Genomic DNA, 24,995 nt, shown 5'->3' on the forward strand with positions numbered 1-24,995 from the left:
TTTCCGCTAGGCTCGCGGCCGTGCCCGCCCTGAACCGGATCCGTCCCTTGCCCGCGTCGTCCCCCGGTTCCGGTCGTCTCTGGTGGCTGCTGGCGCTGTGGCTCGCGTTGGCGGCGCCGGTGCGCGCTGACGACGGCGTCCTGGTGCTGGGCCGCATCAGCGACGATCCCAAGGCGCACTACGAACAGCTCAAGCCGCTGCTGGACTACGTGGTGCCGCGGATGGCCGACGTCGGCATCCGCGAGGGCCGGGTGCTGATGGCGCGCGACGCCCAGCAGATGCAGAGCTACATGCGCCGCGGCCGGGTGGACTGGGTGACCGAGACCGCCGGTACCGCGATGATCCTGGCCGACCGCGGCGGCGCGCAGCCGCTGCTGATGACCGAGCGCGACGGCGTCGCCGGCTACCGAACGCTGTACTTCGTGCGCGCCGACAGCCCGGTGCGCGAGATCGACGACCTGCGCGGGCGCAGCATCGCGTTCCAGAACCGGTTCTCCACCAGTTCCTACTACGTGCCGGCGATCGAGCTGCTCGACCGCGGCCTGCGGCTGGAGGTGCTGCTCTCGCCGATGGACCGCCCGGCGCCGGACTCGGTCGGCTACGTGTTCGGCCGCTCCGAGCTCAACGTCTCGGCCTGGGTGCACAAGGGCCTGGTGGACGCCGGGGCGATGAGCAACCTGGACTGGATCAACCCGCAGCGGGTGCCGCCCTCGTACCGGCGCGACTTCCGCATCGTGCGCGAGACGCCCGAGTTCCCGCGCGCGCTGGAGATGGTGCGCGGCGACCTCGAGCCGCGCGTGCGCGAGCGCCTGCGCGAGGTGCTGCTCGGCGCGGCCGACGATCCGGATGCGCGCGAGGCGCTGCTGCGCTTCTTCAAGACCACCCGTTTCGTGCCGATCGACGCGCAGACCGCGCGCGCGCTCGACGGCCTGCGCCGCGGGGTGGCGCGCGTGTCGCGGGAGGTCGAATGAGGCCGCGCCTGGGCCTGCGCGGACGGTTCGCGCTGCTGGCGGCGGTGGTGCTGCTGGCGGTGCTGGCGATGGTGGCGCTGGTCTGGCACCGCCAGGACGCGATGCACCGCGACACCCAGCAGCTGGGGCTGCAGTCGATCCAGGACTTCTCCTCGCGGCGCCTGCTCTCGCACGGGCGCGCGGCGACGCTGCAGCTGGCCGATGCGCTGGTCAACCCGCTGTACTACTTCGACCTCGACGCGATCGGCGCCGCGGCGCGCGGCATGCTGCGCCAGCCCGACGTGAGCTACGTGATCGTCTACGACAACGAAGGCCAGGTGATCCACGACGGCAGTCCGGACATCTCCACCTACGGCCAGGCGATGTCGGACCCGTTCGCCTATGAAGTGCTGGCGCTGGACGGCGCGCACGTGCAGTCCAGCGACACCCTGGTGGACATCGCCGCGCCGATCCGCATCGGCGACCAGCGCCTGGGCGGGGTGCGCGTGGGCTATTCGCTGGCCGCGACCCGCGCCGACGAGCGCCAGGTCGGCGGCATCATGGCCGGGCGCCTGGCCGAGATCGGGCGCAGCCAGCTGCTGTGGCTGGGCCTGCTGCTCGCGGGCATGGTCGCGCTGCTGGCGGCGATCGTGGTGGTGCTGCAGCGGGCGCTGGTCTCGCCGGTGCGCCAGCTCGCCGATGCCGCGCGCGCGATCGAAGCCGGGCGCCTGGACGCCGAGGTGCCCGCCAGCCGCCGCGACGACGAGGTCGGCGACCTGATGCGCGCGTTCGCGCACATGCGCGACAGCCTGGTGCGGCACGACCGCGACATCCGCCGCATGGCCTACACCGACGCGCTGACCGGGCTGTCGAACCGGCTCGCGTTCCGCGAGCTGCTCGACCAGCGCGTCGCCCAGGGACACGGCTCGGCGCGCCAGCTGGCGCTGCTGTTCGCCGACATCGACGATTTCAAGCGGGTCAACGACACCATCGGCCACGACGCCGGCGATGAAGTGCTGATGCAGTTCTCCGGCCGCATCCGCGACGTCATCGACCAGGTCGGCGGCCCGGGCGCGGAACTGGCGCGCTTCGGCGGCGACGAGTTCGTGATCCTGCTGCAGGGCGCGGTGGTCGAGGACGACATCCGCGCCCGCGCCGAGCGCCTGGCCGAGGCGCTGGTGCGCGAGCTCGGGCGGCCGATCACCGTGCACGGGCGCCAGGTGTTCCTGGGCATCTCGATCGGCATCGCGCTGTTCCCGGACGACGCGGGCGACGTGTCGGCGCTGATGAAGAACGGCGACATCGCGATGTATCAGGCCAAGGTGGCAGGCAAGAACTGCCACCGGTTCTACAGCCGGGTGATGGACCAGGCGGTCGAGCGCCGGGTGCGGATGGAGCAGGACCTGCGCGGAGCGTGGGAACGCGGCGAGCTGAGCCTGGCCTACCAGCCGGTGTACCGGCTCGAGGACGGCCGCCTGGCCGGCGCCGAGGCGCTGCTGCGCTGGCGCCATCCCGAGCACGGGCCGGTGTCGCCGTCGCTGTTCATCGACGTGGCCGAGCAGAGCGGCCTGATCGAGGTGATCGGGCCGCAGGTGCTGCGCGCGGCGTGCATGGACGCGCGCGGGTGGCAGCGCGATTTCCCGGCCGCGCGCGGGCTGTTCGTCTCGGTCAACGTCTCCGCCCGCCAGCTGCGCGCCAGCGACCTGGCCAACCAGGTCGAGGCGGTGCTGCGCGAGACCGGGCTGGCGCCGCAGCAATTGCACATCGAGCTGACCGAGACCGCGGTGATCGGCGACGAGGCGCGCGTGAGCAGCCTGCTCGCGCGCCTGCGCAGCGCCGGGGTCAAGGTGTGGCTGGACGACTTCGGTACCGGCTTCTCGGGACTGAGCCACCTGCGCCGGGTGCCGGTGGACGGGGTCAAGATCGACCGCAGTTTCATCGCCGACGTCTTGCGCGATCCGGACGATCTCGCGCTCACCACCGCGATCATCGCGATGGCGCATTCGCTCGGGATCCACGTGGTCGCGGAGGGCGTCGAGAAGGAAGGCCAGTACGCGATCCTGCGCGAGCGCGGCTGCGACATGGCCCAGGGTTTCTGGCTTGGCCACCCGGTGAGCAACCAGGAATTCACGCGCCTGCTGGTCTAGGCGTGGCTCTTTTCCGGAGATTGTTCTGCCCGCGCGGCCGCCCTGGTGGCGACGGCAGTCCCGCATTTCCGGCCGTGCGACGTGCGGCGACGGGTGTTCCGCGGCGACTTGCGTGCGGCCTGCTACGGGCCGGCCGGGCGCCTATGCGAACAGTCCGCCGATCCACTGCGTGGCGGCGCTGGCCAGCGCGCCGCTGAGCACGCCGAACACCACGATCGCCGCGATCCCGACCGCCCAGCACACCAGCATCAGGCCGCCGTCGCGCTCGAGCAGGGCGAAGGCGTAGACCAGCAGCAGGATGCCGAACGGGTAGTTGGTGAACGGGATCGGCAGCGCCAGCAGGATTCCCAGCAGCACCAGCAGCAGGCCGGTGAACATCGCCGCCGCGCGGTGCTCGATGATTGCGGTCAGGCGCGGCTTGACCACCCGCTCCAGGCGCGTGAGCCAGGGCCCGATCGTGCGCTGGAACGCCTGCAGGCTCGCCCGCCGCGGCCCGCGCCGGGCGATGAAGCGCGGCAGCCACAGCTTGCGCATGCCGACCAGCAGGTGCACCCCAACCAGCACCGTGAGCGGGCCGCCGATCGCGCCGCCCACGCCCGGGATCGGGATGAAGGCGGGCACGGTGGACACGAACAGCAGCATCCCGAACACCTGCCGGCTGAGCCCGGCGAGGATCTCCTCCAGCCGCAGGTGGTCTTCCGGGTCGCCGGTGGCCAGCGCATCGAACAGCTCGCGCGTGCCGAGCGGATGCGGGTGCGGACGGTCGCCGGCGTCCGCCGGATCGTCAGCGCGCATCGTCCGCCGCTTCGGGCAGGCGCTGCAGCAGCAGCTTGTCGATGCGCGGGCCGTCCAGGTCGACCACCTCGATCCGCCAGCCGGCCCAGTCGAAGTGCTCGCCCACGTGCGGAATGCGGCCGAACTGCGCGATCACCATGCCGGCGGCGGTGTGGTAGTCGTGCTGGTCTTCCGACGGCAGCGCGCCGCCGCCGAGCAGTTCGCGCGCGGTTTCCACCGAAATCCCGCCGTCCACCAGCAGCGAGCCGTCGTCGCGGGTGGTGATCTGCGGGATCGAGTCGGGGCCTTCGCCGGTCTGGTTGCGGCCGATCACCGCCTCCATCACGTCGTTGGTCGTCACCAGGCCGGTGACGTCGCCGTACTCGTCGACCACCAGCGCCAGCGAATGCTGCTCCTCGCGCAGGATCTCGAGCAGCTTCAGCGCCGGGGTCGATTCGGACACGAACAGCGGCTCGCGCATGTACTTGAACAGGTCGAACTCGCGTTCCTCGAGCCGGTCGATCAGCGACTTGATCTCCAGGATGCCGGCCACGTCGGCATCGCTGCCGCGATACACCGGGTAGCGCGAGAACGGCGTCGCGCGCATCAGCGCCAGGTTCTCCTCGAACCCTTCGGCGATGTCCAACCATGCGATGCGCGTGCGCGGCGTCATCAGGCTGGCCGCGGTGCGGTCGCCCAGGCGCAGCACGCGGTTCATCATGTTGCGCTCGTCGGCGTCGATCACGCCCTGCTCGTGGCTCTCGCTCACCAGCAGGCGGATCTCCTCTTCGGTCACGTGCGCGGCCTGGGTGTCGTTGAGCCGCAGCAGCCGCAGCATCCCGCGCACCGACGCGCTGAGCAGCCACACCGCCGGGGTCGCCACCTTCGACAGGCCGTTCATCGGCAGCGCCACGAACGCGGCCAGGCGTTCGGGCGCCAGCAGGGCCAGCCGCTTGGGCAGCAGTTCGCCAAGCACGATGGTGAGGAAGGTGATCAGACCGACCGCGATCACCACGCCGATGGTGCCGGCATAGCTGCCGACCACGGGGATGTGTGCCGCGAGCCAGGCGCCGATCGCCGCGCCGATCGCGTCGCCGCCGAACATGCCGGTGAGGATGCCGATGAGGGTGATGCCCACCTGCACGGTGGACAGGAAACGCTCGGGGTGCTCGGCCAGCTCGAGCGCCTTGCGCGCGCCGCGATGGCTGCCGGCGAGCTGCTTGAGCCGGCCCTTGCGCGAGGTGACGACCGACATCTCCGACAGCGCGAAGAACGCGTTGCAGGCGATCAGGACCAGGACGATGAACAGCTCAAGCACGCGCACGCCTCCGGGGGGCGGCCGTGGCCGGGATCGGGCGGAAACGGCGGCCGCGGGCGGGGCGGCGTGGGGGCGGTCTAGGGTCGTCGTCCATGGAGCGGCGGCGCGTCACTGGCGCGGCAGGCCATCATAACACCCGGTTCCGCAAGGGCTTTGCCGGGCAGGGCCGCGAGCGGGGGGTTGGCGGTGGCCGTCATACAACGGTCATAATTCCGCCCCGAAGGCCGTCCACTCCGCGACGGCGGGACCCCCCGCGATGTTTTCCTTGCAGACCATGTTCGGCCAGGGCAATCAGTTCTACACCCTGCTGGAGGAGGCCGCGGTGGCGGCCCACGATGCGGCCAAGGCCCTGCACGCCATGCTGCGGGAGGCCGACCGCCAGCCGGCGCTGGACGCCTTCAAGCTGGCCCGCCTGCGCGAGCGCGAGGCCTCGGACAAGATCAGCCAGGCGCTGGTGGACAGCTTCATCACCCCGATCGAGCGCGAGGACATCGAGGCCCTGGGCTCGGCGCTGTACAAGATCCCCAAGCAGATCGAGAAGTTCGCCGACCGCTATTCGCTGGCCACCCAGCACCTGGAGCACATCGACTTCGCGCCGCGCGCGGCGATGCTCGAGCAGTCCGCCGAGGTGGTGGTGCAGATGGTGCGGCAGCTGCGGCACATGAAGCTCGAGCCGATGAAGGCGCTGAGCGACCGGCTGCGTTCGATCGAGAACGAGGCCGACCGGCTGATGCTCGAGCTCTACCGCGACATCTATTCGGGCAAGCTCGATCCGCTGCAGATGTTCCTGCTCAAGGAGTTCTTCGAGATCCTGGAAAAGGCGATCGACCGCTGCCGCGGCGCGGGCGTGGTGGCCTACGAAATCGTGCTCAAGAACTCCTGACCGGGCCGCGACGATGCTGACCCTGGTCCTGGTGGTGGTCCTGACCGCGCTCGTGTTCGAGTACATCAACGGCTTCCACGACACCGCCAATTCGATCGCCACCGTGGTCGCCACCAAGGTCCTCTCGCCGATGCAGGCGGTGGGGCTGGCGGCGGGCATGAACCTGATCGGCGCGCTGGCCGGCACCGCGGTGGCCAAGACGATCTCCTCGGGCCTGATCGACGCGGGTGTGATCGAGGTCGGCTCCCAGTTGATCCTGTGCGCGCTGCTGGGCGGCATCACCTGGAACCTGATCACCTGGTGGTTCGGGCTGCCGTCCTCGTCCTCGCACGCGCTGATCGGCGGCCTGCTGGGCGCCGCGCTGGCGGCGGCCTACGGCGACTTCGGCGTGGTGATCTGGTCCGAGCCGACCGAGCCGCTGTACCGCAGCGCGGGCGTGCTGTGGAAGGTGATCGTGCCGATGGTGTCCTCGCCGGTGCTGGGCTTCGCGGCCGGCTTCCTGATGATGGGCGTGCTGTTCTTCGTGATCTCGATGATGAGCCGCAGCGGCGGGATCCTGGCGCGGATCGCGCGGCCGCGCTGGGTCAACGGCTTCTTCGGCAAGGCGCAGATCATCAGCGCGGCGGGCATGGGCTTCGCCCACGGCATGAACGACGCCCAGAAGACGATGGGCATCGTCGCGCTCACCCTGGCCAGCGCGCAGGCCGCGGGCACGCTCGACGTGCTGCCGGCGTGGCTGGCGTTCCTGCATCCGTCCGAGGGCGCGCTCGCCGACGGCGACATCGACACCTGGATCAAGATCACCTGCGCGCTGGTGATGGCGGCCGGCACCGCCGCCGGCGGCTGGCGCATCATCAAGACGCTCGGTCACAAACTGGTGAAGCTGCACCCCATCCACGGCTTCGCGGCGGAAACCAGCGCCGCGTCCGTGATCCTGGCCGCGTCGTCGCTCGGCATCCCGGTGTCCACCACCCACAACATCTCGTCGGCGATCATGGGGGTGGGCACCGCCAAGCGCCTGAACGCGATCAAGTGGACCGTCGTGCACAAGATGATCTGGGCGTGGATCCTGACCATCCCGATGTCGGGCGGGATCGCCTACCTGCTGTTCCGCCTGCTGCAGAACATGGGCTGGGCGTAAGGGCGGGGGAGTGGCAATCCGGGATCAGGGGCGGGGCTAGGGAAAGAGGGGTCAGACTCCCTTTTCGCGCGAGCATGCAGGTCTCGATGCGCCACACGGCGAAAAGGGACTCTGACTCCTGTTTCCCAGAAAAGGGAGTCCGACCCCTGTTCCCCGCGGATTTGATCCTCGACGCGTTCCGGTCACGCGCTCACAGCAGATCGCCGTCGGCGGAAAGGGCGCGCTCGAGGCGATCGCCCATGCCGCCGATCTCCAGCACCACGCGGCTGATCTCGCCGGCGCTGAGGCCGTCGTAGGGGCGGTTTTCGCACAGCTGCAGGTAGGGCACGCCGTCGAGCTCGCCGATCGCCAGGTAGCCCACGCGCGTGTTCCAGTTGAACGCCAGCGCGCGGCGGGCGTCGATGCCGGTGATCGGCGCGATCACGGTGCTGGTGCGCAGGTAGTTGCGGCCGTCGTCGTCCTGCAGCTCGGCCAGGAAGATCGCCTGGTGCCGTCGCCCGCCGTCGAGCGAGAGCTCCACGCACACCACGTACGGCTCCTGCATCGTCACCCGGAAGTCGCCGCCGAGGAGGTGGCGGCGGATCTGTTCGAAGTTCTGCATGGCGCGGGCATCGGACGGCGGGACGGACGGCTATCCTAATGGCCGATGGCCGCCCTGTCTGCCGATCCTTCTGCCCGGACGCGGATCCTGGATGCGATCCGAGACGTTCCGCACGGGTCCGTGGCCGGCTACGGCCAGATCGCCCGGCGCGCCGGCCTGCCGGGGCGGGCGCGGCTCGTCGCGCGCCTGCTCGCGGACAACGAGGATCCGTCGCTGCCCTGGCACCGGATCCTGCGCCACGACGGACGCATCGCGTTTCCCGCCGGCTCGAAGCCGCACCGCGAACAGGCGCGGCGCCTGCGCGCGGAGGGCGTGGCCGTGGTGGCCGGACGCGTGCGCATGCCGCGCGCGGACGACCTCGACGCCGCGTTGTGGGGACCGGTGCCGCACCGCTGAACGCAGGACGCGGAACGTGCGCACCGTGACCTCGGCCGGCCGGCGTACCGGGCTTCCACCGTTATCATGGGCGCAGTGCAGGAGCGCCGATGTTCACCAATCTTCCCCCCGTCACCAAGGCTTTGCTGATCGCCAACTGCGGCGTGTTCGTGCTGCAGCTGCTGCTCGGTCCGGCGCTGGACGCGCTGATGCTGTGGCCGTGGCTGCCGCCGGAAGTGGCCCCGTACGCGCCGCACGGCTTCATGCCGTGGCAGCTGCTCACCCACGGCTTCATGCACAGCCCGAGCAACATCGCGCACCTGCTGTTCAACATGCTGGCGCTGCTGATGTTCGGCGCCCAGCTCGAGTACGCGTGGGGGCAGAAGCGGTTCCTGACCTATTTCCTGGTATGCGTGGTCGGCGCCGGGCTGTGCCAGCTGCTGGTGGTGTCCTGGAGCGTGCGCAACGGCGGCGGCTACTACCCGACGGTGGGCGCGTCGGGCGGCGTGTTCGGCCTGCTGCTGGCCTACGGCATGCTGTTCCCGAACCAGCGGGTGATGCTGCTGATCCCGCCGGTGCCGATGAAGGCGCGTACGCTGGTGATCGTCTACGGGCTGATCGAGCTGGTGCTCGGCATCACCGGCACCCAGTCCGGCGTGGCCCACTTCGCGCACCTGGGCGGGATGCTGTTCGGCTGGCTGCTGATCCGCCACTGGCGCGGCCAGCCGCCCTTCGGCGGGCGGCGGGTGCGCCGGGTGGTCTGAACCGCCTCGTCGCGCGCCAGCACGTGCTGGCGTGAACGAGCGGTTTCCCGCGACGACGTCATGCGCGCTTGACGCAAGTACGCCTAGCGTTGGCTTCCCGCCCGGCGAAGGACACCGCGATGCGCATCATCTTCGTCGGCGGCCCCTGGCACGGCGCCACGGATGCGTGCGCGGACCCCGCACCGGACTGCATTACCGCCGGGCCCGATGCCAGGTACGTGCCCTGGGCCGACCACGGTGCAACCGCCGGGGTGCTCGGTGGCCCGCTGCAGCATGCGCACCCCTATGTGCTGGAAACCCTGATGCCGCCGCATCTGCTGGAGCGGGTCCAGGATCTGCTGCTGCACGGGGACCTCGAAAGTCCGGAGCATCCCGACGCCTCGTTGGCGCCGGCGCCAGCGCAGGCTGCGCATGGCGTGATCCTGCCGCCGGGAACGCACGAAGCCGCGTGACCCATCGCCCGGATCGGGGTGTGCGGCAGAAGGAAACCGGTCGGACGACCCCGGACTGGCGAGGCGGGAGCACATCCGCCCAAGCGTGAGCCGGTGCACCGGGCGCACACCCGATCACTGGCGCTGGACGGGTGTTCTTCGTGAGTGGCACCCGGACATGCATCGGCATCCGTCCTGCCGGCATGCGGGCGGCCGACGTCTGACCCGGCTGGCGACGGCGCACCCGATGCGATCCCGGCCGCAGGCGAACGCGCCTGTTCATGGAGGTGAGCTCTGCGTGGCGCATTCCGATCGCTTCATGGTCGATCGACATCGTCACGCCAACACTCCCGGATACGCGTCCAGCCACCATGTTTCAAGGGCGGACGTCGCGGATTAACGCGTTATCCACGCTCGCTTACGCGCCGCGAGGCCAAGGTGCATGCGGGGGTGGTCCGATCGTTTTTCTTCACAAGGACGCATCATGACGACACCAACACCGGTGCTGCTGCCGGCGGGCTTCACGTGGAAGGACGTGGCCGATGGCTGCGTACTGCTGGCTGGAGGCACGCGGGTGCTCGAGGTCATCCGGCAGAACAGTGGATGGGTAGTCCAGGTCGACGTGCCGGACGACGGCTCGCATTCGCGCAGGGTCGTGGTGGGATCGCGCGTGGCAGGCGTGCGCTTCGGCAACAAGTGGGCACGCGCGCACAAGGAGATGGTTGCGCGTTTCGATCCCGAGGCTGGCCGGCGCATGTCGAGGGGGCGACGCATTCGCGCGTCGGACCCGGAGACAGCTGCGGTCGTGGCGCGCCCGGGTGATGGCGCGCGCAGTAGCGCGACGTCCGCCATCGGCCCCGAAGCCCTGCGCCACGAGCTCGACGAGGCGCGTGCGCTGAAGGAGGAACTCAACATCCACCTCGACCGCATCGAACTGATCGTCGAGGAGATGACACGCTGACGGCGTGCTGCGGCGTGGTCACGCCGCCACGCGCAGGTTGCGTCTCGCGCGGGCACCTCCGCTGGCGCAGCCCGCGCCCGCGATATGCGGGCCAGTGGTGGTGACATTCGCCGGGGGCCGCATGCGCAGCCCCGATCGAAGTCCCCCCGATCCGTGCGTGACGACGCGTTGGCGCGCCGGACGGCGCGGTTCCCGGCCTACTTCGCCGCTGCTGCGTCCACGGGCTGGCGCCAGATCGAGACCTGTTCTTCCGGCTTGCGCACCATCGCCGTGCCGGCCTTGCACTTGAAGGTCTCGGCGAAGGCTGGCAGGTTGACCAGCGGACCGTTCGCGCGCCACTGGCCCGGAGCCTGCACGCGGGTGCGCGCGGCATCGGCGGCGGTCTCGGCAGCCAACTGCTCGCGCCACAGCGCCGCCCAGGCGCGGAAGAAGGACTCACGACCAGCCGCGTCCAGCTCGGGCTGCGCGCCGGCAAGCGCGGCCGAGGCCAGCTCCAGCGCCGCGAGGTCGGCCATGTTGCCTTCGCTGGTGAGGGTGCCGTTGACCTTCAGGCCGTTGGCGGCGGGATAGTCGTAGCCGGCGTACTGCACCGCGAGCTGCTTGGCGCGGGTGGAATAGGCGGCCTCGTCGGTCGGCGTCCACCAGGTGCGCACGCTGCCGGCGGCGTCGACCAGCTGGCCCTTCATGTCGACCGCGCGGCTCAGTTCGTGACCCACCAGGGCGCCGAAGCTGCCGTACTGCGCCGGGGTGTCCTGTTCCATGTCCAGCACCGGCGCCTGCAGGGCGGCGGCGGAGACGATCAGCCGGTTGTGGGCGATGTCGTAGGCCAGGACCGGCTGCTGCGGCTGCACGCCCCAGCGGCGCTGCGCGTTGCCGCTGCCGATGCGGCGCATCTCCTCGCGCCGGTGCCAGGTGGAGGCGATCAGCATGTTGCTGCCGAAGCTGGTGCGGCCCATCGGCTGCACGCTGAAGTCGTAGTCGCGCTGCGGCGCGCCGATCTCGATCGACAGCTTCTCGAGCTTGGCCGCCGCTTCGGCGCGCGCGGCGTCCGACATCCAGGTGTTACCTGCGACCGCGCGCACCAGCGCGGCGCGCACGTCGCCGGCGATCGACTCGGCGCGCGAACGCGTGGTGGCCGGCAGGTAGCGCGCCACGTATTCGCGCGCGAGCATCGGACCGGCGGCGCGGTTGATGGCGTCCAGCACCTGCACGTCGCGCACCTTCGGCGCGGTCTCGCCGCGCAGCACCCGGCCGTGGAACGAGAAATGCGCGTCGCGGAAGTCCTTGGCCAGGTACGGCGCCATCGCGTTGCCGATCTGGTAGCGCAGGTAGACCTTCCACTGCGCCGGCTTGAGCGAGCGCACCAGGCCGTCGACCTGGGTGAAATAGTCGGCGTGGGCCATCGACACGTTCGTGTCGGTCACGCCCTGCGCCGACAGGAATTCGTCCAGCTGCAGGTTGCGGAACTGCTTGCCCAGACCCTCGGTGGGCATCAGGGCGTAGTTCTCGCGCGGATCGCGCAACGACGTGAGCGGCTTCGAGATGCGCGCCAGGCGCGTTTCCAGGTCGAGGACCTGCGCCATCTCGTCCTTGAGCTGTTCCTGCGGCGTGCCGGTCAGGGCGAGGATCTTCTCGACGTACTCGGTGTAGCGGCCGAGCAGGGCGCGGGTGTCGGCGTCCTCGCGGGTGTAGTAGGCCGGGTCGGGCAGGGCCAGGCCGCCCTGGGAGAAATAGCCGATGTAGCGGTCGAGGTTGGCCAGGTCCAGGTCGGCGGTGAAGTTGAACACCACCGGGATGCCGACCTGGTGCAGCGCCGCGATCGACGGCGCGATGTCCTTGCTGCGGCGGATGGCCTCGATGCGCGAGAGCAGGGTGGCGATTGGCTGCGCGCCGTCGCGTTCCACCGCCGCCTCGTCGATGCCGCTGGCCCAGAAATCGCCGAGCAGCTTCTGCACGTCGTTCTGCGGGTTGAGCACCGCGTCGTCGAGCAGGGCGCGCTGCTGCAGCAGGGCGCGCTGCTGCAGGGTGCCCAGGGCCGAGACGGTGCCGTTGCCGCTGACCACCGTGTTGGCCGTCAGCCAGTCCTTGTTGACGAAGGTGTAGAAGTCGCTGCAGGCGGTGAGCGCGGGCTCCGCCGGCGCACGGCGCTTGCGCTGGGCCTCGGCGTGGGGAGCGGCCAGGGCGAGCACGAGGCTGGTGGCGAGGGCGGCGGCGAGCGGCGTGCGGATCGGCATCGAACGGGTCCGGGGCGGAATTCGGGAGCGGCGATTCTAGCAAGCCGCCCGGCCGCGCCCGCATGCCTCCGGCTGCGGGGGCGGTACCGGAGCGGGGTGGGTTCCTGAACGGAAAACGCCCGGCCATGCCGGGCGTTTTCCTTCATCACGCGACAGCGCCGGCGCTTACCAGATGACGACCTGGTCCTCGCCGCCGCGCACCATCGGGTCGCCGGGCTTGCACCCGAACGCCGCGGCGAACGCCGGCAGGTTCGACGGCGCACCGATGGCCCGGAACTCGGCCAGTGCGTGCTCGTCGGTGACCAGGCGCTTGCTCAGCTCCTCGGGGGTGAAGTTGCGGCGCCACACCGTGGCCCAATTCAGGAAGAACCGCTGGTCGCGGGTCAGCCCGTCGGTCATCGGGTCCGGCGTGCCTTCGGTGGCCTTCTTCATCGCGTCGTAGGCCGTGGCCAGGCCGCCGAGGTCGCCGATGTTTTCACCCAGGGTATGCGTGCCGTTGAGTGCACGGCCGTCGCTGGTCTTGTAGCCATCGAACTGCGCGACCAGCTTGCCGGTGCGCTCCTTGAACGCGGCGGCGTCCGCTTCGGTCCACCAGTTCTCGAACTTGCCGGTCGGGCCGAAGCGGCTGCCCTGGTCGTCGTAGCCGTGGCTCATTTCGTGGCCGATCACCGCGCCGATGCCGCCATAGTTCATCTCGTCGGTCGCATCCGGATCGAAGAACGGCGGCTGCAGGATCGCGGCCGGGAACACGATCTCGTTCTGCAGCGGGTTGTAGTAGGCATTGACCATCTGCGGCGGCATCGCCCATTCGGTCTTGTCGACCGGCTCGCCGATCTTGCCGATCTGCCACTTGTAATTGAATTCCTGCGCGGCCAGCACATTGTCCAGGTAGCTCTCGCGCCCGGTGTCCAGGCCGGTCCACTCCCGCCACTTGTCGGTGTAGCCGATCTTGGTGGTGAAGGCGGCCTGCTTCTCGAGCGCCTTGGCCTTGGTCTCCGCGCTCATCCATTCCAGGTTCTGGATGCGCGCCTTCAATGCCTCGCCCAGGTTGGCGACGAGCGCTTCCATCTTGGCCTTGGACTCGGGCGGAAAGGCGACCTTCACGTACAGCTGGCCCATGGCTTCGCCGACCTGGCTGTCGATCGTGCCGAGCACGCGCTTCCAGCGCGGCTCGAGCTCCTTCTGGCCGCTGAGGGTCTTGTTGTAGAACTCGTAGTTCTGCTGCACGAAGGCGTCGGAGAGGTACGGCGAGGCGCTGTCGACGACGTGGAAGCGCAGGTAGCTCTTCCACTGCTCCACCGGCACGTCGGCCAGCATCGCGTCGACTTCGCGGAAGTAGTCGGGCACCGAGACCGAGAAGGTCTTCGGCTGTTCGATGCCCTGGGCCTGGAAGAACTGCGTCCAGGAGAAGTTCGGCGTCAGCTTGTCGGCATCGGCCACGGGCATCGGGTTGTAGTAGAGCGAGACGTCGCGCGAGAACTCCGCGCGCGACTTCGACGCCGCCGCGAGCCGGGTCTCGAACGCCATGACGTCCTTCGCCTGGGCCGCTGCGTCGGCCGCCGGCACGCCGGAGAGTTCCAGCACCTTGGCGATGTGGGCCACGTAGGCGTCGCGGATGGCCTGCTTGTCGGCATCCTTGTAGTAGGGCGTGTCGGGCAGGCCGAGACCGCCCTGGCCGGTGGCGGCGATATTGATCGACGAGTCCTTGAAATCCGGCATCGAACCGATGCCGATCAGGAAGACCTGGCCCCTGGCGGCGCTCTCTCGCAGCCAGGCGGCGATCGCGGCGCTGTCGGCGAGCGCATCGATGCGGGCCAGCTCGTCGCGCAGCGGCTCGATGCCCTGGGCGTTGATCGTCGCCTCGTCCATGCCGGTGGCCCAGAAGTCGCCGACCAGCTTCTCCACGCCGCTCGCGCCGGTGTCGGCGGCGGCCTGTTCGGCCAGCTGGCGCTGGATCGCGGTGGAGCGTTCGTCGAGCATCTCGAACGCGCCCCAGCTGGTGCGGTCGCCCGGGATCGGGTGGGCGGCGAGGAACTTCGCGTTGGCGTAGCCGGCGAAGTCGGTGCAGGCGTTCTTCGAGGTGTCGAGGTCGGCGAGCTGGAACTGGTTGAACGGGGGCAGCTTGCTCTCGTCCAGGGTCATCTCGCGCGCGGCGGGGGCGTCGGCCGGCGCGGTGGCGGCGGTCGCGGCCGGGGCGGCCTCGCGCTGGCAGGCGCTCACGGCCAGGGTCACGGCGAGGGACAACAGCAGCAGTCTTGGTGCGGTGGGGCTCACGGGTGGTCTCCGGTGTCGATGGAACGGCGACGACGGGAACCGCCGGGGCCGGCTGGGCGGCACTGTACGCCCGCGCATGCGGGGTCGAAGGTGTCGAAGGTCATGCCGGGAGGTCGGGGCGCCGTTCACGCGCGGGCGCAGATGCGCGCAGAATCGTCATCCTGGCGGCGGGAGAACGGCATGCGGGTTCATTTTCACGGTGCTGCGGGCGAAGTCACCGGTTCGATGCACCTGGTCGAGGCCGGCGGCCGCCGGATCCTGCTGGACTGCGGCATGATCCAGGGCGGGCGCGGCGCCGAGGCGCGCAACTTCGAGCCGTTTCCGTTCGAGCCGGCCTCGATCGATGCCCTCGTCGTCAGCCATGCCCACATCGACCACATCGGCCGCATACCGCGTCTGGTGTGGCAGGGCTTCCGCGGGCCGATCTTAGTGCAGCGCGCGGGCGCGGAGCTGATGCCGGTGATGCTGCTCGACGCCGCCTCGCTGGCCGAGAACGACGCCGACCGCGAGAACCGCCGCCGCCGCGCCGGCGAACCCGAGGCGATGCCCCTGTTCACCCGCGACGACGTGCAGGGCGTGCTCGAGCGGCTGCGGCCGCTGGACTACGACGCGCGCACGCAGATCGTGCCGGGGGTGGAGATCGCGCTGCGCGACGCCGGCCACATCCTCGGCTCGGCGATCGTGGAGCTGTGGGCGGACGGGCGCAAGCTCGTGTTCTCGGGCGACCTCGGCCCGCACGGCACGCCGATCCTGCGCGATCCCACGCCGATCCGTGAGGCCGACCTGGTGTTGATGGAATCGACCTATGGCGACCGCAACCACCGCGACCGGATCGACACCATCCACGAGTTCGGCGAACTGCTGGACCAGGCATGGAACGCGCGCGGCAAGGTGCTGATCCCGGCATTCGCGGTCGGGCGCACCCAGGAACTGCTGTACTGGTTCGCGCGGTACTGGGACGAATGGAAGCTCGCGCGCTGGCGGATCTTCCTCGACAGCCCGATGGCGGCCAAGGTGGTGGCGATCTACGACCGCCACCAGGCGCTGTTCGACGCCGACGCGCGCCAGGTCTGGAAGGGTCGGCCGGCGCCGTTCAGGCTGCCCAACCTGCACATCACCGAAACCACCGAGGCGTCGATGGCGATCAACCGCATCGACAACGGCGCGATCGTGATCGCCGGCAGCGGCATGGCCAACGGCGGCCGCATCCTGCACCACTTCCGCCACAACATCGAGCGCCGCGGCACCCACGTGGTGTTCGTGGGCTACCAGTCCGAAGGCACACTCGGCCGGCGCCTGGTGGATGGCGCGAAATGGGTGCGCATCCATGGCCACGACCACCGCGTGGCCGCGCGCATCCACACCATCGGCGGGCTGTCGGCGCACACCGACCAGCGCGGGCTGATCGACTGGTACGGCCACTTCCAGGGCCGTCCCCCGCTGGTGCTGGTGCACGGCGAGGACAAGGCGCGCGAGGCGCTCGCCGGCGAACTGGGCGAACGCGGCGGCGTCGACGTGCGGCTGGCGCGGCCGGGGAGGGTGGTGGAGGTCTGAGGCGGGTGCGCGTCAGCCGGCGGTGCTGCCGGCCGTGTCGTCGTTCCCGTCGCTGTCCAGCCGCTGTCCCTCCCGACGCGGCGGCGTGAACGGCGTCGGCTTGGGCACGTTGCCGGTGTTGTTGAGCAGCTTGGGGATGCCGGCGCGGACGTCGTTGCTGGCGGTTTCCAGTTCGAACCGCTCGGCATCCAGGCGCCGCACCTGCTCGGCGATGCGCGCCGCCTCGTCCGCATCGACGCCGATCGCGCGCAGCGCGGCCTCGCCGAAGGCCACCGCCGATTCGAAGGTCTCGCGGATCTGGAAGTCGACTCCGGCGTTGACCAGCTTCAGCGAATGCTCGCGGTCGAACGAGCGCACCAGCAGCTGCGCCTGCGGGAAGTGCTGGTGCGCCAGCTCCACGACCAGGTCGGCCGCGGCGCGGTCGTCGATGCACACCGCGATCGCGCGCGCGCTGCCGGCGCCGGCGGCGTGCAGCACATCCAGCCGGCGACCGTCGCCGTAGTAGACCTTGAAGCCGAACTCCGCCGCGCTGGTGATCATCTCGATGTCGGTGTCGATGATGGTCACGTCCACGTCGCGCGCCAGCAGCGACTGGCTCATCACCTGGCCGAAGCGGCCGAAGCCGATGATCAGCACGCTGCCGGTCTGGCCGTCGACTTCCTCCACCCCGTCGAGCGACGGGCCCTCGCCGCGGGGCATCAGCCGGCGCATGGCCAGCACCGCCAGCGGGGTGAGCACCATCGACAGCACCACGATCGCGGTCAGGGTGTCGTTGACCGGCGCATCGATCAGGCGTGCGGCTTCGGCCGCGGCGTAGAGCACGAACGCGAACTCGCCGCCCTGGGCCATCAGCGTGGCGCGGTCGAGCGCGTCGCCGTGGCTGCTGCGCAGCAGGCGCGCCACCAGGTAGATGCACGCGCCCTTGGCCAGCATCATCGCCGGTACCGCGAGCAGGACCAGGCGCCAGTTCTCCTGCACCACGCCCAGGTCGAGCGACATGCCGACCGCGACGAAGAACAGCCCCAGCAGGATGCCGCGGAACGGTTCGATGTCGGCCTCGATCTGGTGCCGGAAGGTCGATTCGGACAGCAGCACGCCCGCCAGGAACGCGCCCATCGCCATCGACAGCCCGCCCATCTCCATCAGCACCGCCGCGCCCAGCACCACCAGCAGCGCGGCGGCGGTCATCACTTCGCGCGCCTTGGCGGCGGCCAGGATCCGGAACAGCGGATTGAGCAGGTACAGGCCGGCGACGATCAGCGCCGCGAGCGAGGCCACGGCAATGCCGACGCTGACCAGCCGCGAGGGCGCGTCCGGATCGACGGGGGCCGGCGACATGAAGGCCACCAGCGCCAGCAACGGCACGATCAGCAGGTCCTCGAACAGCAGGATCGAGACCATGCGCTGGCCGCGGGGCAGGGCGATGTCGCCGCGTTCGCCCAGCAGCTGCATCACGATCGCGGTCGAGGTCAGCACGAAGCCGGCCGCGGCGACGAACGCCACCATCGGCGCCAGTCCCAGGGCCAGGCCGACGCCGGTGAGCGCCAGGGTGCAGGCGGTGATCTGCAGCGTGCCGAGCCCGAAGATCTGCCGCCGCAGGCTCCACAGGTGGCTCGGCCGCATCTCCAGCCCGACTACGAACAGGAACATCACCACGCCCAGCTCGGCGAAATGCAGGATCGCCTGCGGGTGCGCGAACCAGCCCAGCCCGAACGGCCCGATCACCAGGCCGGCGGCGAGGTAGCCCAGCACCGAGCCGAGCCCGAGCCTGCGGAACAGCGGCACCGCCACGACCGCCGCGCCCAGCAGCGCGACCGCCCTGAGCAACTGGCCCGGATCGGCTTCGGCGGCCATCTCAGCGCCTGCGCGCCGGAGCGGTGAGCGCGAGCAGCAGGAACCCGCCCACGATCGCCATGTTTTTCATGAAGTGGAGCATCTGCGCGCTGCGCGCCGGTTCCCCCAGCGCCCAGAACGGATGCGAGAGCACCGCGTCGGCGACCAGCAGCGCCGCCGAGGCGAGCGCCACCAGGCGCAGCTTCCAGCCGGCGGCCACCAGCAGGCCGAGCACCAGTTCGGCGGCGCTGAAACTGAGCGTCGCGCCACTGAACGAAGCGCCTTCGTAGGCCTGCCACAGGCGCCAGGCCCCCATGACGATGAACACGCTGGCCAGCAGCAGGCGGGCGAGGGTGGTGCCGGGGCTCGAAGGCGACGGTCGGAAGGACATGCGGCGCTCGCTGTAGGGACCCGCGCAAGGGTGTCACAGCCGCCGGGCGGCTTTCCACCGTGGGTCGCGGCGCCAGCGGGCGTGCGGGCCGGTCGCGGGCCTGCCTGCATCCCGCTGCTGCCCGGGCCAGGCAGGTCCAGCTGGCGCGAACGCCGCGCGGCCGCTACACTGGCGGCGTTTGCAGCACGGCTGCCCGCCGCGTCCCCTCGCGGCCACGATCCTGGCAGGCCGGCCGCGGGCCCCCACCCGCGGCGTCCTCTCCCGCACGTCTTTCGTCGCGCAGACAACGGCCCGGACCCTCCGGACGCCGTCACACCTTTGCCCGCAACGCGGATCTGGATGGTTCCGGGCAAGACAGTCGTAGCGTTCCGTCGCTCCGTGGCCACGTCGTGGCCGCGTGCGCATGGCCGCGGCGACTGCCACGGAGCACTTTCCGATGACGCTTGAAACCTCGCCCTTCGAAGGGCTGGGCCTGTCGCCCGCACTCCTGCGCGCGCTGTCCGATTCCAACTACACCACGCCCACGCCGATCCAGGCCCAGGCCATTCCACCCGCGCTCGCCGGCCGGGACATCCTCGGCGCCGCGCAGACCGGCACCGGCAAGACCGCCGCCTTCGGCCTGCCGCTGCTGCAGAAGATGGCCGCCATGACTCCCGCCAAGGGCCCGCGCAAGCCGCGCGCACTGGTGCTGGTGCCCACCCGCGAGCTCGCGGTCCAGGTCAGCGACAGCCTCAAGACCTACGGCCGCCACCTGCGGCTCAACGTGACCATGATCTTCGGCGGCGTCGGCATGCAGCCGCAGATCGACAACCTGCGCCGCGGCGTCGACATCCTGGTCGCCTGCCCGGGGCGGCTGATCGACCACCTCGACTCGGGCCACGCCAAGCTCGACGCGGTCGAGCTGCTGGTGCTCGACGAGGCCGACCGCATGCTCGACATGGGCTTCCTGCCCTCGATCAAGCGGGTGCTGGCGCGGGTGCCGCAGCAGCGCCAGACGATGCTGTTCTCGGCCACGTTCGAGCCGCGCATCCGCGGCCTGGCGATGGAACTGCTGAAGAACCCGGTGGAAGTGCAGGTCGCGGCGCAGAACACCATCGCCGAGACCATCGTGCACCGCGTGCATCCGGTCGACGCGTCGCGCAAGCGCGACCTGCTGGTCGAGATCCTGTCCACCCGCCACACCGACCAGGTGCTGGTGTTCGGCAAGACCAAGCACGGCTGCAACCGGCTGGCCGAACAGCTGGAGAAGGCCGGACTGCCGGCGCTCGCGATCCACGGCAACAAGAGCCAGGCGCAGCGGCAGAAGGCGCTGGACCAGTTCAAGTCGGGCAAGGCGCGGATCCTGGTCGCCACCGACGTCGCCGCGCGCGGGCTCGACATCCCCAACCTGCCGCTGGTGATCAACCACGACCTGCCGATGGTGGCCGAGGACTACGTGCACCGCATCGGCCGCACCGGCCGCAACGGCGCGCAGGGCGAGGCGCTGTCGCTGGTCTCGCCCGACGAGGCGGGGCTGCTGCGCCAGATCCAGCGCCTGCTCAAGGCCGACATCGCGATGGACCCGGTGCGCGGCTTCGAGCCCTCGCAGCCGCTGCGGCTGGACGGCAACCAGCCCGGCCGTCGCGCGGGGAGTCCCCGGCCCGCCGGTGGCCAGCGTCCGCCGCGCAAGCCGGCGCACCGCGCCCACGGCAAGCCGGCCGACCGCGGCGCGCACGCGCACGCGGGCCCGCGCCAGCGCACCGCGCCGTCGCAGGGCCGGCCGCAGCGCGGCGGTCGCGACGCGCGCGCCTGATCCGGGGTGCGGGATGACGACGGCACGCGCCTGACCGCGGGTGCCGTCGTGGTCGGTGCCGACGCAGCGCGCGTCGGCACCTTCCGATAGACCCCGCGCAGCGCTGGTCCCGTCCGCCTGCCGCCTCAGCGTGGCAGGCGGATGCGGATGCGGTGGAAGTCGCTGGGCGCGCCCGCGTCACGGGCGAAGAACAGTTCGTCGCGTTCCCACAGCATGGTGGGATGGAACTCGTCGGCGGCCGTATTGACGCAGGGGCCGAGGTTCACGCCCGGCGCGAAGGCGCCGCGATGGCGGCGACTGACGTAGATGTCGCCCCAGCCGTAGCCCTGGTCGTCGAGGCCGTCGTCCGGCCGGTCCAGCCGCACGAACAGCAGGGTGCGGCCGTCGGGTGAGATCTCCGGATTGAATTCCCAGCGCTGCGGTGTGTTGACCCCGGGCCCGAGTCGTTCGGGCGCGCCGTAGCTGCCGTCGCGCCGGCGGGCACTGCGCCAGATGTCGACGTCCTCGGTGGGCACGGGCGCCTTGACCCGCGCGAAGTACAGGTTCCCCAGCAGGTCCATGCTCGGGTACAGCTCGTCGTAGCCGTCGGCGTTGACCTCGCGGCCGAGGTGCTGCGGCGCGCTCCAGCCATGCCAGGTGCGCCGCACCAGCCACAGGTCCATGTCGCCGCGCTCGACGCCATCGACCGGCCGCATCGACGAGAACAGCATCACCGTGCCCAGTGGCGACACGAACGGATCCATGTCCGCGTGCGTGCCCGAGAACGGCACCACCTGCGGCGTGGACCAGCGGCCATCGGGCAGGCGGCGGGAGGTGCGGATGGTCGCGCGCTCGCGCGTGCCCGGCCACCAGCCTTCGCTGTGCGACCAGTAGGCCTGCTGGCGCGAGGGCGTGAAGCTCAGTCGCCACTGCCAGCTGCCCTCCAGCGAGATCACGCCGGGCGCGACCACCTCGACCGGCGGACAGCCGTGCCCGTGCCCGGCGTCGCCGGCGGCGGACGGGCGTTCGCCCGCCTGCGCGCAGGCGGACAGGGCGACGGCGAGGGTGGCGGCGAACAGGATCGGGGCGGGGGTCATGGTGAGGTTCCTCGCGGTTCGGGGCCCCGAGTGGGCGCGTCGCACCGGCGGCACGCAATCGCGTCGGGACGAACCGTCCGGATCGCGGGACGAACGCCTCGCGCGAGGTTGCCGGCGCGCGGGCGCCGGCCCACGATGGGGCGCATATGCGCGAACGTCCGTGGACCACCCTGCTCGTCGTGTCCGCCTGGTGGACGCTCTACGGCGTCGCGTCCACCAGCCAGTGGCTGAGCATGGAAGGCGCGGACGGCACGGTGATGCCGCTCCGGCAGGCGGCCACCCTGGGCTTCGCCTCGGCCTGGCTGTGGATCCCGCTGACGATGCTGCTGCTGTGGTGCGTGCGCCGCTTCCCGATCGAGCGTGGACGCGTGGCCGCGCCGCTGCTGGTCACCGGCGCGGTGGTGCTGGGGCTGGTCGCGCTGCGGGCGCTGGCGGTGCTGGCGTTCAATCCATGGATCGGCTGGTACCGCGAGCCGCCGGTGCTGGCGGACGTGCTGCTCACGAGCCTGGCCAACAACCTGCTGCTGCTGTGGCTGATGGTGGGGGCCGCGCACGCGCTGCTGTACGCGGCACGCGCGCGCCAGCGCGAGCGCCAGGCGGAACAGCTGCAGGCGGCGCTGGCCGACGCGCGGCTGCAGGCGCTCACCGCGCAGCTCAACCCGCATTTCATGTTCAACGCGCTCAACTCGATCGCCGAGATGGTGCACCACGACGCGGACGCCGCCGACCGCATGCTGGTCGCGCTCGGCGCACTGCTGCGCAGCAGCCTGGAACGGCAGTCGGCGCGCACCGTGCCGCTGCGGGAGGAGCTCGCCCTGTTGCGCGATTACCTCGCGATCGAACAGGTGCGGCTGGGGGAGCGGCTGCGTGTGGAGTGGTCGCTCGCCGCGGGCGTCGACGACTGGCCGGTGCCGCCGCTGTCGCTGCAGCCGCTGGCCGAGAACGCGATCGTGCACGCCCTGTCGCTGCGGACCACGCCCGGGTGCCTGTCCGTGCGCGCCGCGGCGGACGGCGCAGCGCTGATGGTCGAGATCGGCGACGACGGCGGCCGCGGCAGCCCCGGTGTGCACCACGGCCACGGCCTGGCGACGCTGCGGGCGAGGCTGGCGCACCTGTACGGGGAGGGCGACTGGCTGGTGCTGGAACCCAACCCGACGGGGGGCACCACGGCGCGGCTGCGCCTGCCCGCCTCGTGCATGGATGCCGGAGGCGCGGCATGAGGGCGGCGCGCACGTTGCGGGTGGCGATCGTCGACGACGAGCCGTTGGCGCGGCTGCGGCTGGCGCGCCTGTTGGGGTCGGTCGACGGGGTGGACATCGCCGGCAGTTATGGCGACGGACGCGCCGCGCTCGACGGGCTGGCGCGGGTGCCGGTGGACGCGATCTTCCTCGACATCCGCATGCCGGGCCTGGACGGGTTCGCGCTGCTCGACCGCTTGCCGGCGGTGCAACGGCCGATGGTGGTGTTCGTGAGCGCCTTTGGCGAGCGCGCGCTGGATGCGTTCGGCGTCGAGGCGGTCGACTACCTGGTCAAGCCGCTGGCCGCGGCACGCGTCGAGGATGCCGTGGCGCGGCTGCACGCCAGGCGCGGCGCCCGCGGCGCGTCCGCGCTGCCGGCTGACGCGTCCACCGCCAATGCGCAGTACCCCGCGCGACTGGCGGTGCCCGACGGGACGCGCCTGCGCATGGTCGAGGTCGCGGACATCTCGATGCTGGTGGCCCAGGGCAACTACGTCGAACTGGTGGTCGCCGGGCGCAGCCTGCTGCTGCGCGAGACGCTCACCTCGCTGGTGTCGCGGCTGGATCCTTCCCGCTTCGTGCGCGTCCACCGCTCGCGCGCGGTGCGCGTGGACCTGGTCGACCAGGTCGAGCCCTGCGGGGCGGGGCAGTACTGGCTGCGGCTGAAGGACGGCAGCTCGCTGACCTCGGGCCGCCGCTATCGCGACGCGCTGCGCGAGGCGCTCGGCCTGCGCCCCTGAGGCGGCCGCGGTCACCGCGGCGGCCACTCAGGCCTGCGCGGCGCGAGCCCGCAGTTGCTGCGCGCGGTCGGCGCCCAGGTAGGCGGCGATCGCGCGTCGCATCGCGTACAGCAGCGGGATCAGCGCCACCGCCGCGGCCATCTTCCAGGCGTAGTTGACGCTGCTCACCGCCAGGAACAGCGAGGTCGGCCACTGCTGCGGCCCGAGCACGAACGCGATCCAGATCACCACGAAGCTGTCGACCAGTTGCGAGACCGCGGTCGAGCCGGTCGCGCGCAGCCACACCATGCGCTCGCCGGTGGCGCGGCGGATGCGGTGGAACACCTGCACGTCGATCAGCTGCCCGACCAGGAAGGCCACCACCGAGCCCGCGATCGTCCACATGCCCTGCCCGAACACCGCCGCGAACGCGGCCTGGTAGTCGGGCACGCCCTGCGCCTGCGCCGCGGTCACCCACCAGGCGGCCGGGGCCAGCGCGATCGCCACGAACGCGAACACGAAGCCGTACACGATCAGCGCCACCGCGATCCACGAGATCAGGCGCACGCCGCGCCGGCCGAAGTACTCGTTCACCACGTCGGTGAACACGAACACCACCGGCCACAGCAGGGTGCCCGCGGTGAAGCTGAGCGAACCGGTCTGGCCGAACAGGTTCCACTCGCGCGGCGCGATGCCGAGCGTGTCCTCGAGCGCGAAGATCTTGACCCCGATGAACTCGGCCAGCACCGCGTTGACGCAGAAGAACGCGGCCAGCGCGATGAACAGGCGCGTGGCGCGGTCGTCGAGCGGATGCACGCTCATCCGGGCGCGGCACCCGGCGCGCGCCGCGGCGGTTCGAAGGGGATGGTGTCGGGCGCGACCGCGCCGCCGCTGATGATGAAGCTCATCGCCTGGTCCACGGTCCAGTCGGTCGGCGTGAGCTTTTCCACCGGCACGATCTCCAGGTAGCCGGAGGTCGGGTTGGGCGTGGTCGGTACGTACACCGCGGCCAGCTCGCGCCCGGTGCCCTGTTCGCGGATCACCCGGGTGACGAAACCGACCGATTTCATCTGGTCGTGCGGGAAGTCGATCAGCACCACGCGCTGGGTGCCGTCGGGCTTGGTCTGGAGGATGTCGAGCAGCTTGCGCGAGCTGGAATAGATCACGTTCGCCAGTGGAATCCGCTGCACCAGGGCCTCCACCCACCCCAGCAGGCGCTGTCCGACGACGCGTCGCGCCAGCCAGCCGACCACGAGGATCAGCAGCAGTGTCGCCACCATGGCGATGGTGGCCTGCACCGAGTCGGCGTTGATCCATCCCAGCGTGCTGGGGAACCAAGCCGCGATCTGGTGCGACAGCGGTCCCACCCAGTGCCGGCTCATGTCCGACAGCAGCACGAACACGAACTTGACCACCACCCAGGTCAGCCAGATCGGCAGCAGGGTCAGCAGGCCGGTGAGGAACAGGCGCTGCAGGCGCTGCGCGAGGGTCGGGGGCGGGGACATCCGGCGATCTTACCGGCGCGGCGCGACGGCCGCG

At 70.9% G+C, this 24,995-nt stretch carries 22 protein-coding genes; 12 read left to right on the plus strand and 10 right to left on the minus strand.

The window, feature by feature from the left end:
• The first annotated feature begins 47 nt into the window (after nt 1–47).
• Together QFW80_RS15995 and QFW80_RS16000 are read left to right on the plus strand one after the other, a co-directional pair.
• The gene (locus tag QFW80_RS15995; RefSeq protein WP_280602961.1) at nt 48–971 is read left to right on the plus strand and encodes a phosphate/phosphite/phosphonate ABC transporter substrate-binding protein; all 924 of its coding nucleotides are present in this window, start codon (nt 48–50) and stop codon (nt 969–971) included.
• Complete coding sequence (locus QFW80_RS16000; RefSeq protein ID WP_280602962.1) at nt 968–3,097, plus strand: putative bifunctional diguanylate cyclase/phosphodiesterase; 2,130 nt, start codon at nt 968–970, stop codon at nt 3,095–3,097. Before QFW80_RS15995 ends, QFW80_RS16000 begins: the two co-directional genes overlap by 4 nt.
• A gap of 141 nt (nt 3,098–3,238) precedes the next feature.
• Here QFW80_RS16000 and QFW80_RS16005 read toward each other — a convergent pair whose 3' ends face one another.
• Nucleotides 3,239–3,892, minus strand: a complete 654-nt coding sequence (locus QFW80_RS16005; protein ID WP_280602963.1) for an exopolysaccharide biosynthesis protein — start codon at nt 3,890–3,892, stop codon at nt 3,239–3,241.
• Complete coding sequence (locus QFW80_RS16010) at nt 3,882–5,189, minus strand: hemolysin family protein (RefSeq protein ID WP_280602964.1); 1,308 nt, start codon at nt 5,187–5,189, stop codon at nt 3,882–3,884. The genes QFW80_RS16005 and QFW80_RS16010 overlap by 11 nt, the downstream gene beginning before the upstream one ends.
• 256 nt (nt 5,190–5,445) lie before the next feature.
• Between QFW80_RS16010 and QFW80_RS16015 the strand changes: the two genes are divergently transcribed.
• A complete protein-coding gene (locus tag QFW80_RS16015; RefSeq protein WP_280602965.1) occupies nt 5,446–6,072 on the plus strand; it encodes a DUF47 domain-containing protein in 627 nt (208 codons plus the stop codon).
• Between the two features lie 13 nt (nt 6,073–6,085).
• On the plus strand, nt 6,086–7,213 hold the full coding sequence (locus tag QFW80_RS16020) for an inorganic phosphate transporter (protein ID WP_280602966.1): 1,128 nt from the start codon (nt 6,086–6,088) through the stop codon (nt 7,211–7,213).
• 190 nt (nt 7,214–7,403) lie between these two features.
• Here QFW80_RS16020 and QFW80_RS16025 read toward each other — a convergent pair whose 3' ends face one another.
• The gene (locus tag QFW80_RS16025) at nt 7,404–7,814 is read right to left on the minus strand and encodes a hypothetical protein (RefSeq protein WP_280602967.1); all 411 of its coding nucleotides are present in this window, start codon (nt 7,812–7,814) and stop codon (nt 7,404–7,406) included.
• A 45-nt stretch (nt 7,815–7,859) separates the two neighbouring features.
• Between QFW80_RS16025 and QFW80_RS16030 the strand changes: the two genes are divergently transcribed.
• The 4 genes from QFW80_RS16030 to QFW80_RS16045 all read left to right on the plus strand — a co-directional run bounded on the left by QFW80_RS16030 (nt 7,860) and on the right by QFW80_RS16045 (nt 10,345).
• Entirely contained in the window at nt 7,860–8,210 is a 351-nt protein-coding gene (locus tag QFW80_RS16030) for an MGMT family protein (RefSeq protein ID WP_280602968.1), read from the plus strand.
• An 89-nt stretch (nt 8,211–8,299) separates the two neighbouring features.
• Complete coding sequence (locus tag QFW80_RS16035; protein WP_280602969.1) at nt 8,300–8,953, plus strand: rhomboid family intramembrane serine protease; 654 nt, start codon at nt 8,300–8,302, stop codon at nt 8,951–8,953.
• A 119-nt stretch (nt 8,954–9,072) separates the two neighbouring features.
• Nucleotides 9,073–9,405: a hypothetical protein gene (locus tag QFW80_RS16040; protein WP_280602970.1), complete on the plus strand. Its 333-nt coding sequence runs from the start codon at nt 9,073–9,075 to the stop codon at nt 9,403–9,405.
• A 463-nt stretch (nt 9,406–9,868) separates the two neighbouring features.
• The gene (locus tag QFW80_RS16045) at nt 9,869–10,345 is read left to right on the plus strand and encodes a KH domain-containing protein (RefSeq protein ID WP_280602971.1); all 477 of its coding nucleotides are present in this window, start codon (nt 9,869–9,871) and stop codon (nt 10,343–10,345) included.
• Between the two features lie 197 nt (nt 10,346–10,542).
• Here the strand turns inward: QFW80_RS16045 and QFW80_RS16050 are convergent, their stop codons facing one another.
• Both QFW80_RS16050 and QFW80_RS16055 read right to left on the minus strand, forming a co-directional pair.
• Entirely contained in the window at nt 10,543–12,579 is a 2,037-nt protein-coding gene (locus tag QFW80_RS16050; protein WP_280602972.1) for a M13-type metalloendopeptidase, read from the minus strand.
• A 165-nt stretch (nt 12,580–12,744) separates the two neighbouring features.
• Nucleotides 12,745–14,829, minus strand: a complete 2,085-nt coding sequence (locus QFW80_RS16055; protein WP_280603082.1) for a M13 family metallopeptidase — start codon at nt 14,827–14,829, stop codon at nt 12,745–12,747.
• Nucleotides 14,830–15,033: 204 nt separating this feature from the next.
• On the opposite strand from QFW80_RS16055, the gene QFW80_RS16060 reads away from it, so the two are divergent.
• Complete coding sequence (locus QFW80_RS16060; RefSeq protein WP_280602973.1) at nt 15,034–16,407, plus strand: MBL fold metallo-hydrolase; 1,374 nt, start codon at nt 15,034–15,036, stop codon at nt 16,405–16,407.
• A gap of 12 nt (nt 16,408–16,419) precedes the next feature.
• Here QFW80_RS16060 and QFW80_RS16065 read toward each other — a convergent pair whose 3' ends face one another.
• Nucleotides 16,420–18,261: a monovalent cation:proton antiporter-2 (CPA2) family protein gene (locus QFW80_RS16065; RefSeq protein WP_280602974.1), complete on the minus strand. Its 1,842-nt coding sequence runs from the start codon at nt 18,259–18,261 to the stop codon at nt 16,420–16,422.
• Nucleotide 18,262: 1 nt separating this feature from the next.
• Nucleotides 18,263–18,631: a hypothetical protein gene (locus QFW80_RS16070; RefSeq protein ID WP_280602975.1), complete on the minus strand. Its 369-nt coding sequence runs from the start codon at nt 18,629–18,631 to the stop codon at nt 18,263–18,265.
• Nucleotides 18,632–19,067: 436 nt separating this feature from the next.
• On the opposite strand from QFW80_RS16070, the gene QFW80_RS16075 reads away from it, so the two are divergent.
• Nucleotides 19,068–20,423 carry a DEAD/DEAH box helicase gene (locus QFW80_RS16075; RefSeq protein WP_280602976.1) on the plus strand — a complete coding sequence of 452 codons (1,356 nt, stop codon included), beginning with the start codon at nt 19,068–19,070 and terminating at the stop codon, nt 20,421–20,423.
• 125 nt (nt 20,424–20,548) lie between these two features.
• Here QFW80_RS16075 and QFW80_RS16080 read toward each other — a convergent pair whose 3' ends face one another.
• Complete coding sequence (locus QFW80_RS16080; protein WP_280602977.1) at nt 20,549–21,499, minus strand: TolB-like translocation protein; 951 nt, start codon at nt 21,497–21,499, stop codon at nt 20,549–20,551.
• A gap of 146 nt (nt 21,500–21,645) precedes the next feature.
• On the opposite strand from QFW80_RS16080, the gene QFW80_RS16085 reads away from it, so the two are divergent.
• A complete protein-coding gene (locus QFW80_RS16085; protein WP_280602978.1) occupies nt 21,646–22,719 on the plus strand; it encodes a sensor histidine kinase in 1,074 nt (357 codons plus the stop codon).
• Nucleotides 22,716–23,477 carry a LytR/AlgR family response regulator transcription factor gene (locus QFW80_RS16090; protein ID WP_280602979.1) on the plus strand — a complete coding sequence of 254 codons (762 nt, stop codon included), beginning with the start codon at nt 22,716–22,718 and terminating at the stop codon, nt 23,475–23,477. The genes QFW80_RS16085 and QFW80_RS16090 overlap by 4 nt, the downstream gene beginning before the upstream one ends.
• Nucleotides 23,478–23,504: 27 nt before the next feature.
• Here the strand turns inward: QFW80_RS16090 and QFW80_RS16095 are convergent, their stop codons facing one another.
• Together QFW80_RS16095 and QFW80_RS16100 are read right to left on the minus strand one after the other, a co-directional pair.
• Nucleotides 23,505–24,278, minus strand: a complete 774-nt coding sequence (locus QFW80_RS16095) for a queuosine precursor transporter (protein WP_280602980.1) — start codon at nt 24,276–24,278, stop codon at nt 23,505–23,507.
• Complete coding sequence (locus QFW80_RS16100; protein WP_280602981.1) at nt 24,275–24,961, minus strand: DUF502 domain-containing protein; 687 nt, start codon at nt 24,959–24,961, stop codon at nt 24,275–24,277. Before QFW80_RS16100 ends, QFW80_RS16095 begins: the two co-directional genes overlap by 4 nt.
• Between the last annotated feature and the right edge of the window lie 34 nt (nt 24,962–24,995).

The organism is Luteimonas rhizosphaericola (genome assembly GCF_029888045.1).
Lineage (GTDB): Bacteria > Pseudomonadota > Gammaproteobacteria > Xanthomonadales > Xanthomonadaceae > Luteimonas > Luteimonas rhizosphaericola.

Excerpts from the sequence above, each read along its gene's own strand:
- QFW80_RS16000 (WP_280602962.1), top strand. The coding sequence starts at position 968 with ATGAGGCCGCGCCTGGGCCTGCGCGGACGGTTCGCGCTGCTGGCGGCG.
- QFW80_RS16005 (WP_280602963.1), bottom strand. The coding sequence starts at position 3,892 with ATGCGCGCTGACGATCCGGCGGACGCCGGCGACCGTCCGCACCCGCAT.
- QFW80_RS16015 (WP_280602965.1), top strand. The coding sequence starts at position 5,446 with ATGTTTTCCTTGCAGACCATGTTCGGCCAGGGCAATCAGTTCTACACC.
- QFW80_RS16020 (WP_280602966.1), top strand. The coding sequence starts at position 6,086 with ATGCTGACCCTGGTCCTGGTGGTGGTCCTGACCGCGCTCGTGTTCGAG.
- QFW80_RS16025 (WP_280602967.1), bottom strand. The coding sequence starts at position 7,814 with ATGCAGAACTTCGAACAGATCCGCCGCCACCTCCTCGGCGGCGACTTC.
- QFW80_RS16030 (WP_280602968.1), top strand. The coding sequence starts at position 7,860 with ATGGCCGCCCTGTCTGCCGATCCTTCTGCCCGGACGCGGATCCTGGAT.
- QFW80_RS16035 (WP_280602969.1), top strand. The coding sequence starts at position 8,300 with ATGTTCACCAATCTTCCCCCCGTCACCAAGGCTTTGCTGATCGCCAAC.
- QFW80_RS16040 (WP_280602970.1), top strand. The coding sequence starts at position 9,073 with ATGCGCATCATCTTCGTCGGCGGCCCCTGGCACGGCGCCACGGATGCG.
- QFW80_RS16045 (WP_280602971.1), top strand. The coding sequence starts at position 9,869 with ATGACGACACCAACACCGGTGCTGCTGCCGGCGGGCTTCACGTGGAAG.
- QFW80_RS16050 (WP_280602972.1), bottom strand. The coding sequence starts at position 12,579 with ATGCCGATCCGCACGCCGCTCGCCGCCGCCCTCGCCACCAGCCTCGTG.
- QFW80_RS16060 (WP_280602973.1), top strand. The coding sequence starts at position 15,034 with ATGCGGGTTCATTTTCACGGTGCTGCGGGCGAAGTCACCGGTTCGATG.
- QFW80_RS16065 (WP_280602974.1), bottom strand. The coding sequence starts at position 18,261 with ATGGCCGCCGAAGCCGATCCGGGCCAGTTGCTCAGGGCGGTCGCGCTG.
- QFW80_RS16070 (WP_280602975.1), bottom strand. The coding sequence starts at position 18,631 with ATGTCCTTCCGACCGTCGCCTTCGAGCCCCGGCACCACCCTCGCCCGC.
- QFW80_RS16075 (WP_280602976.1), top strand. The coding sequence starts at position 19,068 with ATGACGCTTGAAACCTCGCCCTTCGAAGGGCTGGGCCTGTCGCCCGCA.
- QFW80_RS16080 (WP_280602977.1), bottom strand. The coding sequence starts at position 21,499 with ATGACCCCCGCCCCGATCCTGTTCGCCGCCACCCTCGCCGTCGCCCTG.
- QFW80_RS16085 (WP_280602978.1), top strand. The coding sequence starts at position 21,646 with ATGCGCGAACGTCCGTGGACCACCCTGCTCGTCGTGTCCGCCTGGTGG.
- QFW80_RS16090 (WP_280602979.1), top strand. The coding sequence starts at position 22,716 with ATGAGGGCGGCGCGCACGTTGCGGGTGGCGATCGTCGACGACGAGCCG.
- QFW80_RS16095 (WP_280602980.1), bottom strand. The coding sequence starts at position 24,278 with ATGAGCGTGCATCCGCTCGACGACCGCGCCACGCGCCTGTTCATCGCG.
- QFW80_RS16100 (WP_280602981.1), bottom strand. The coding sequence starts at position 24,961 with ATGTCCCCGCCCCCGACCCTCGCGCAGCGCCTGCAGCGCCTGTTCCTC.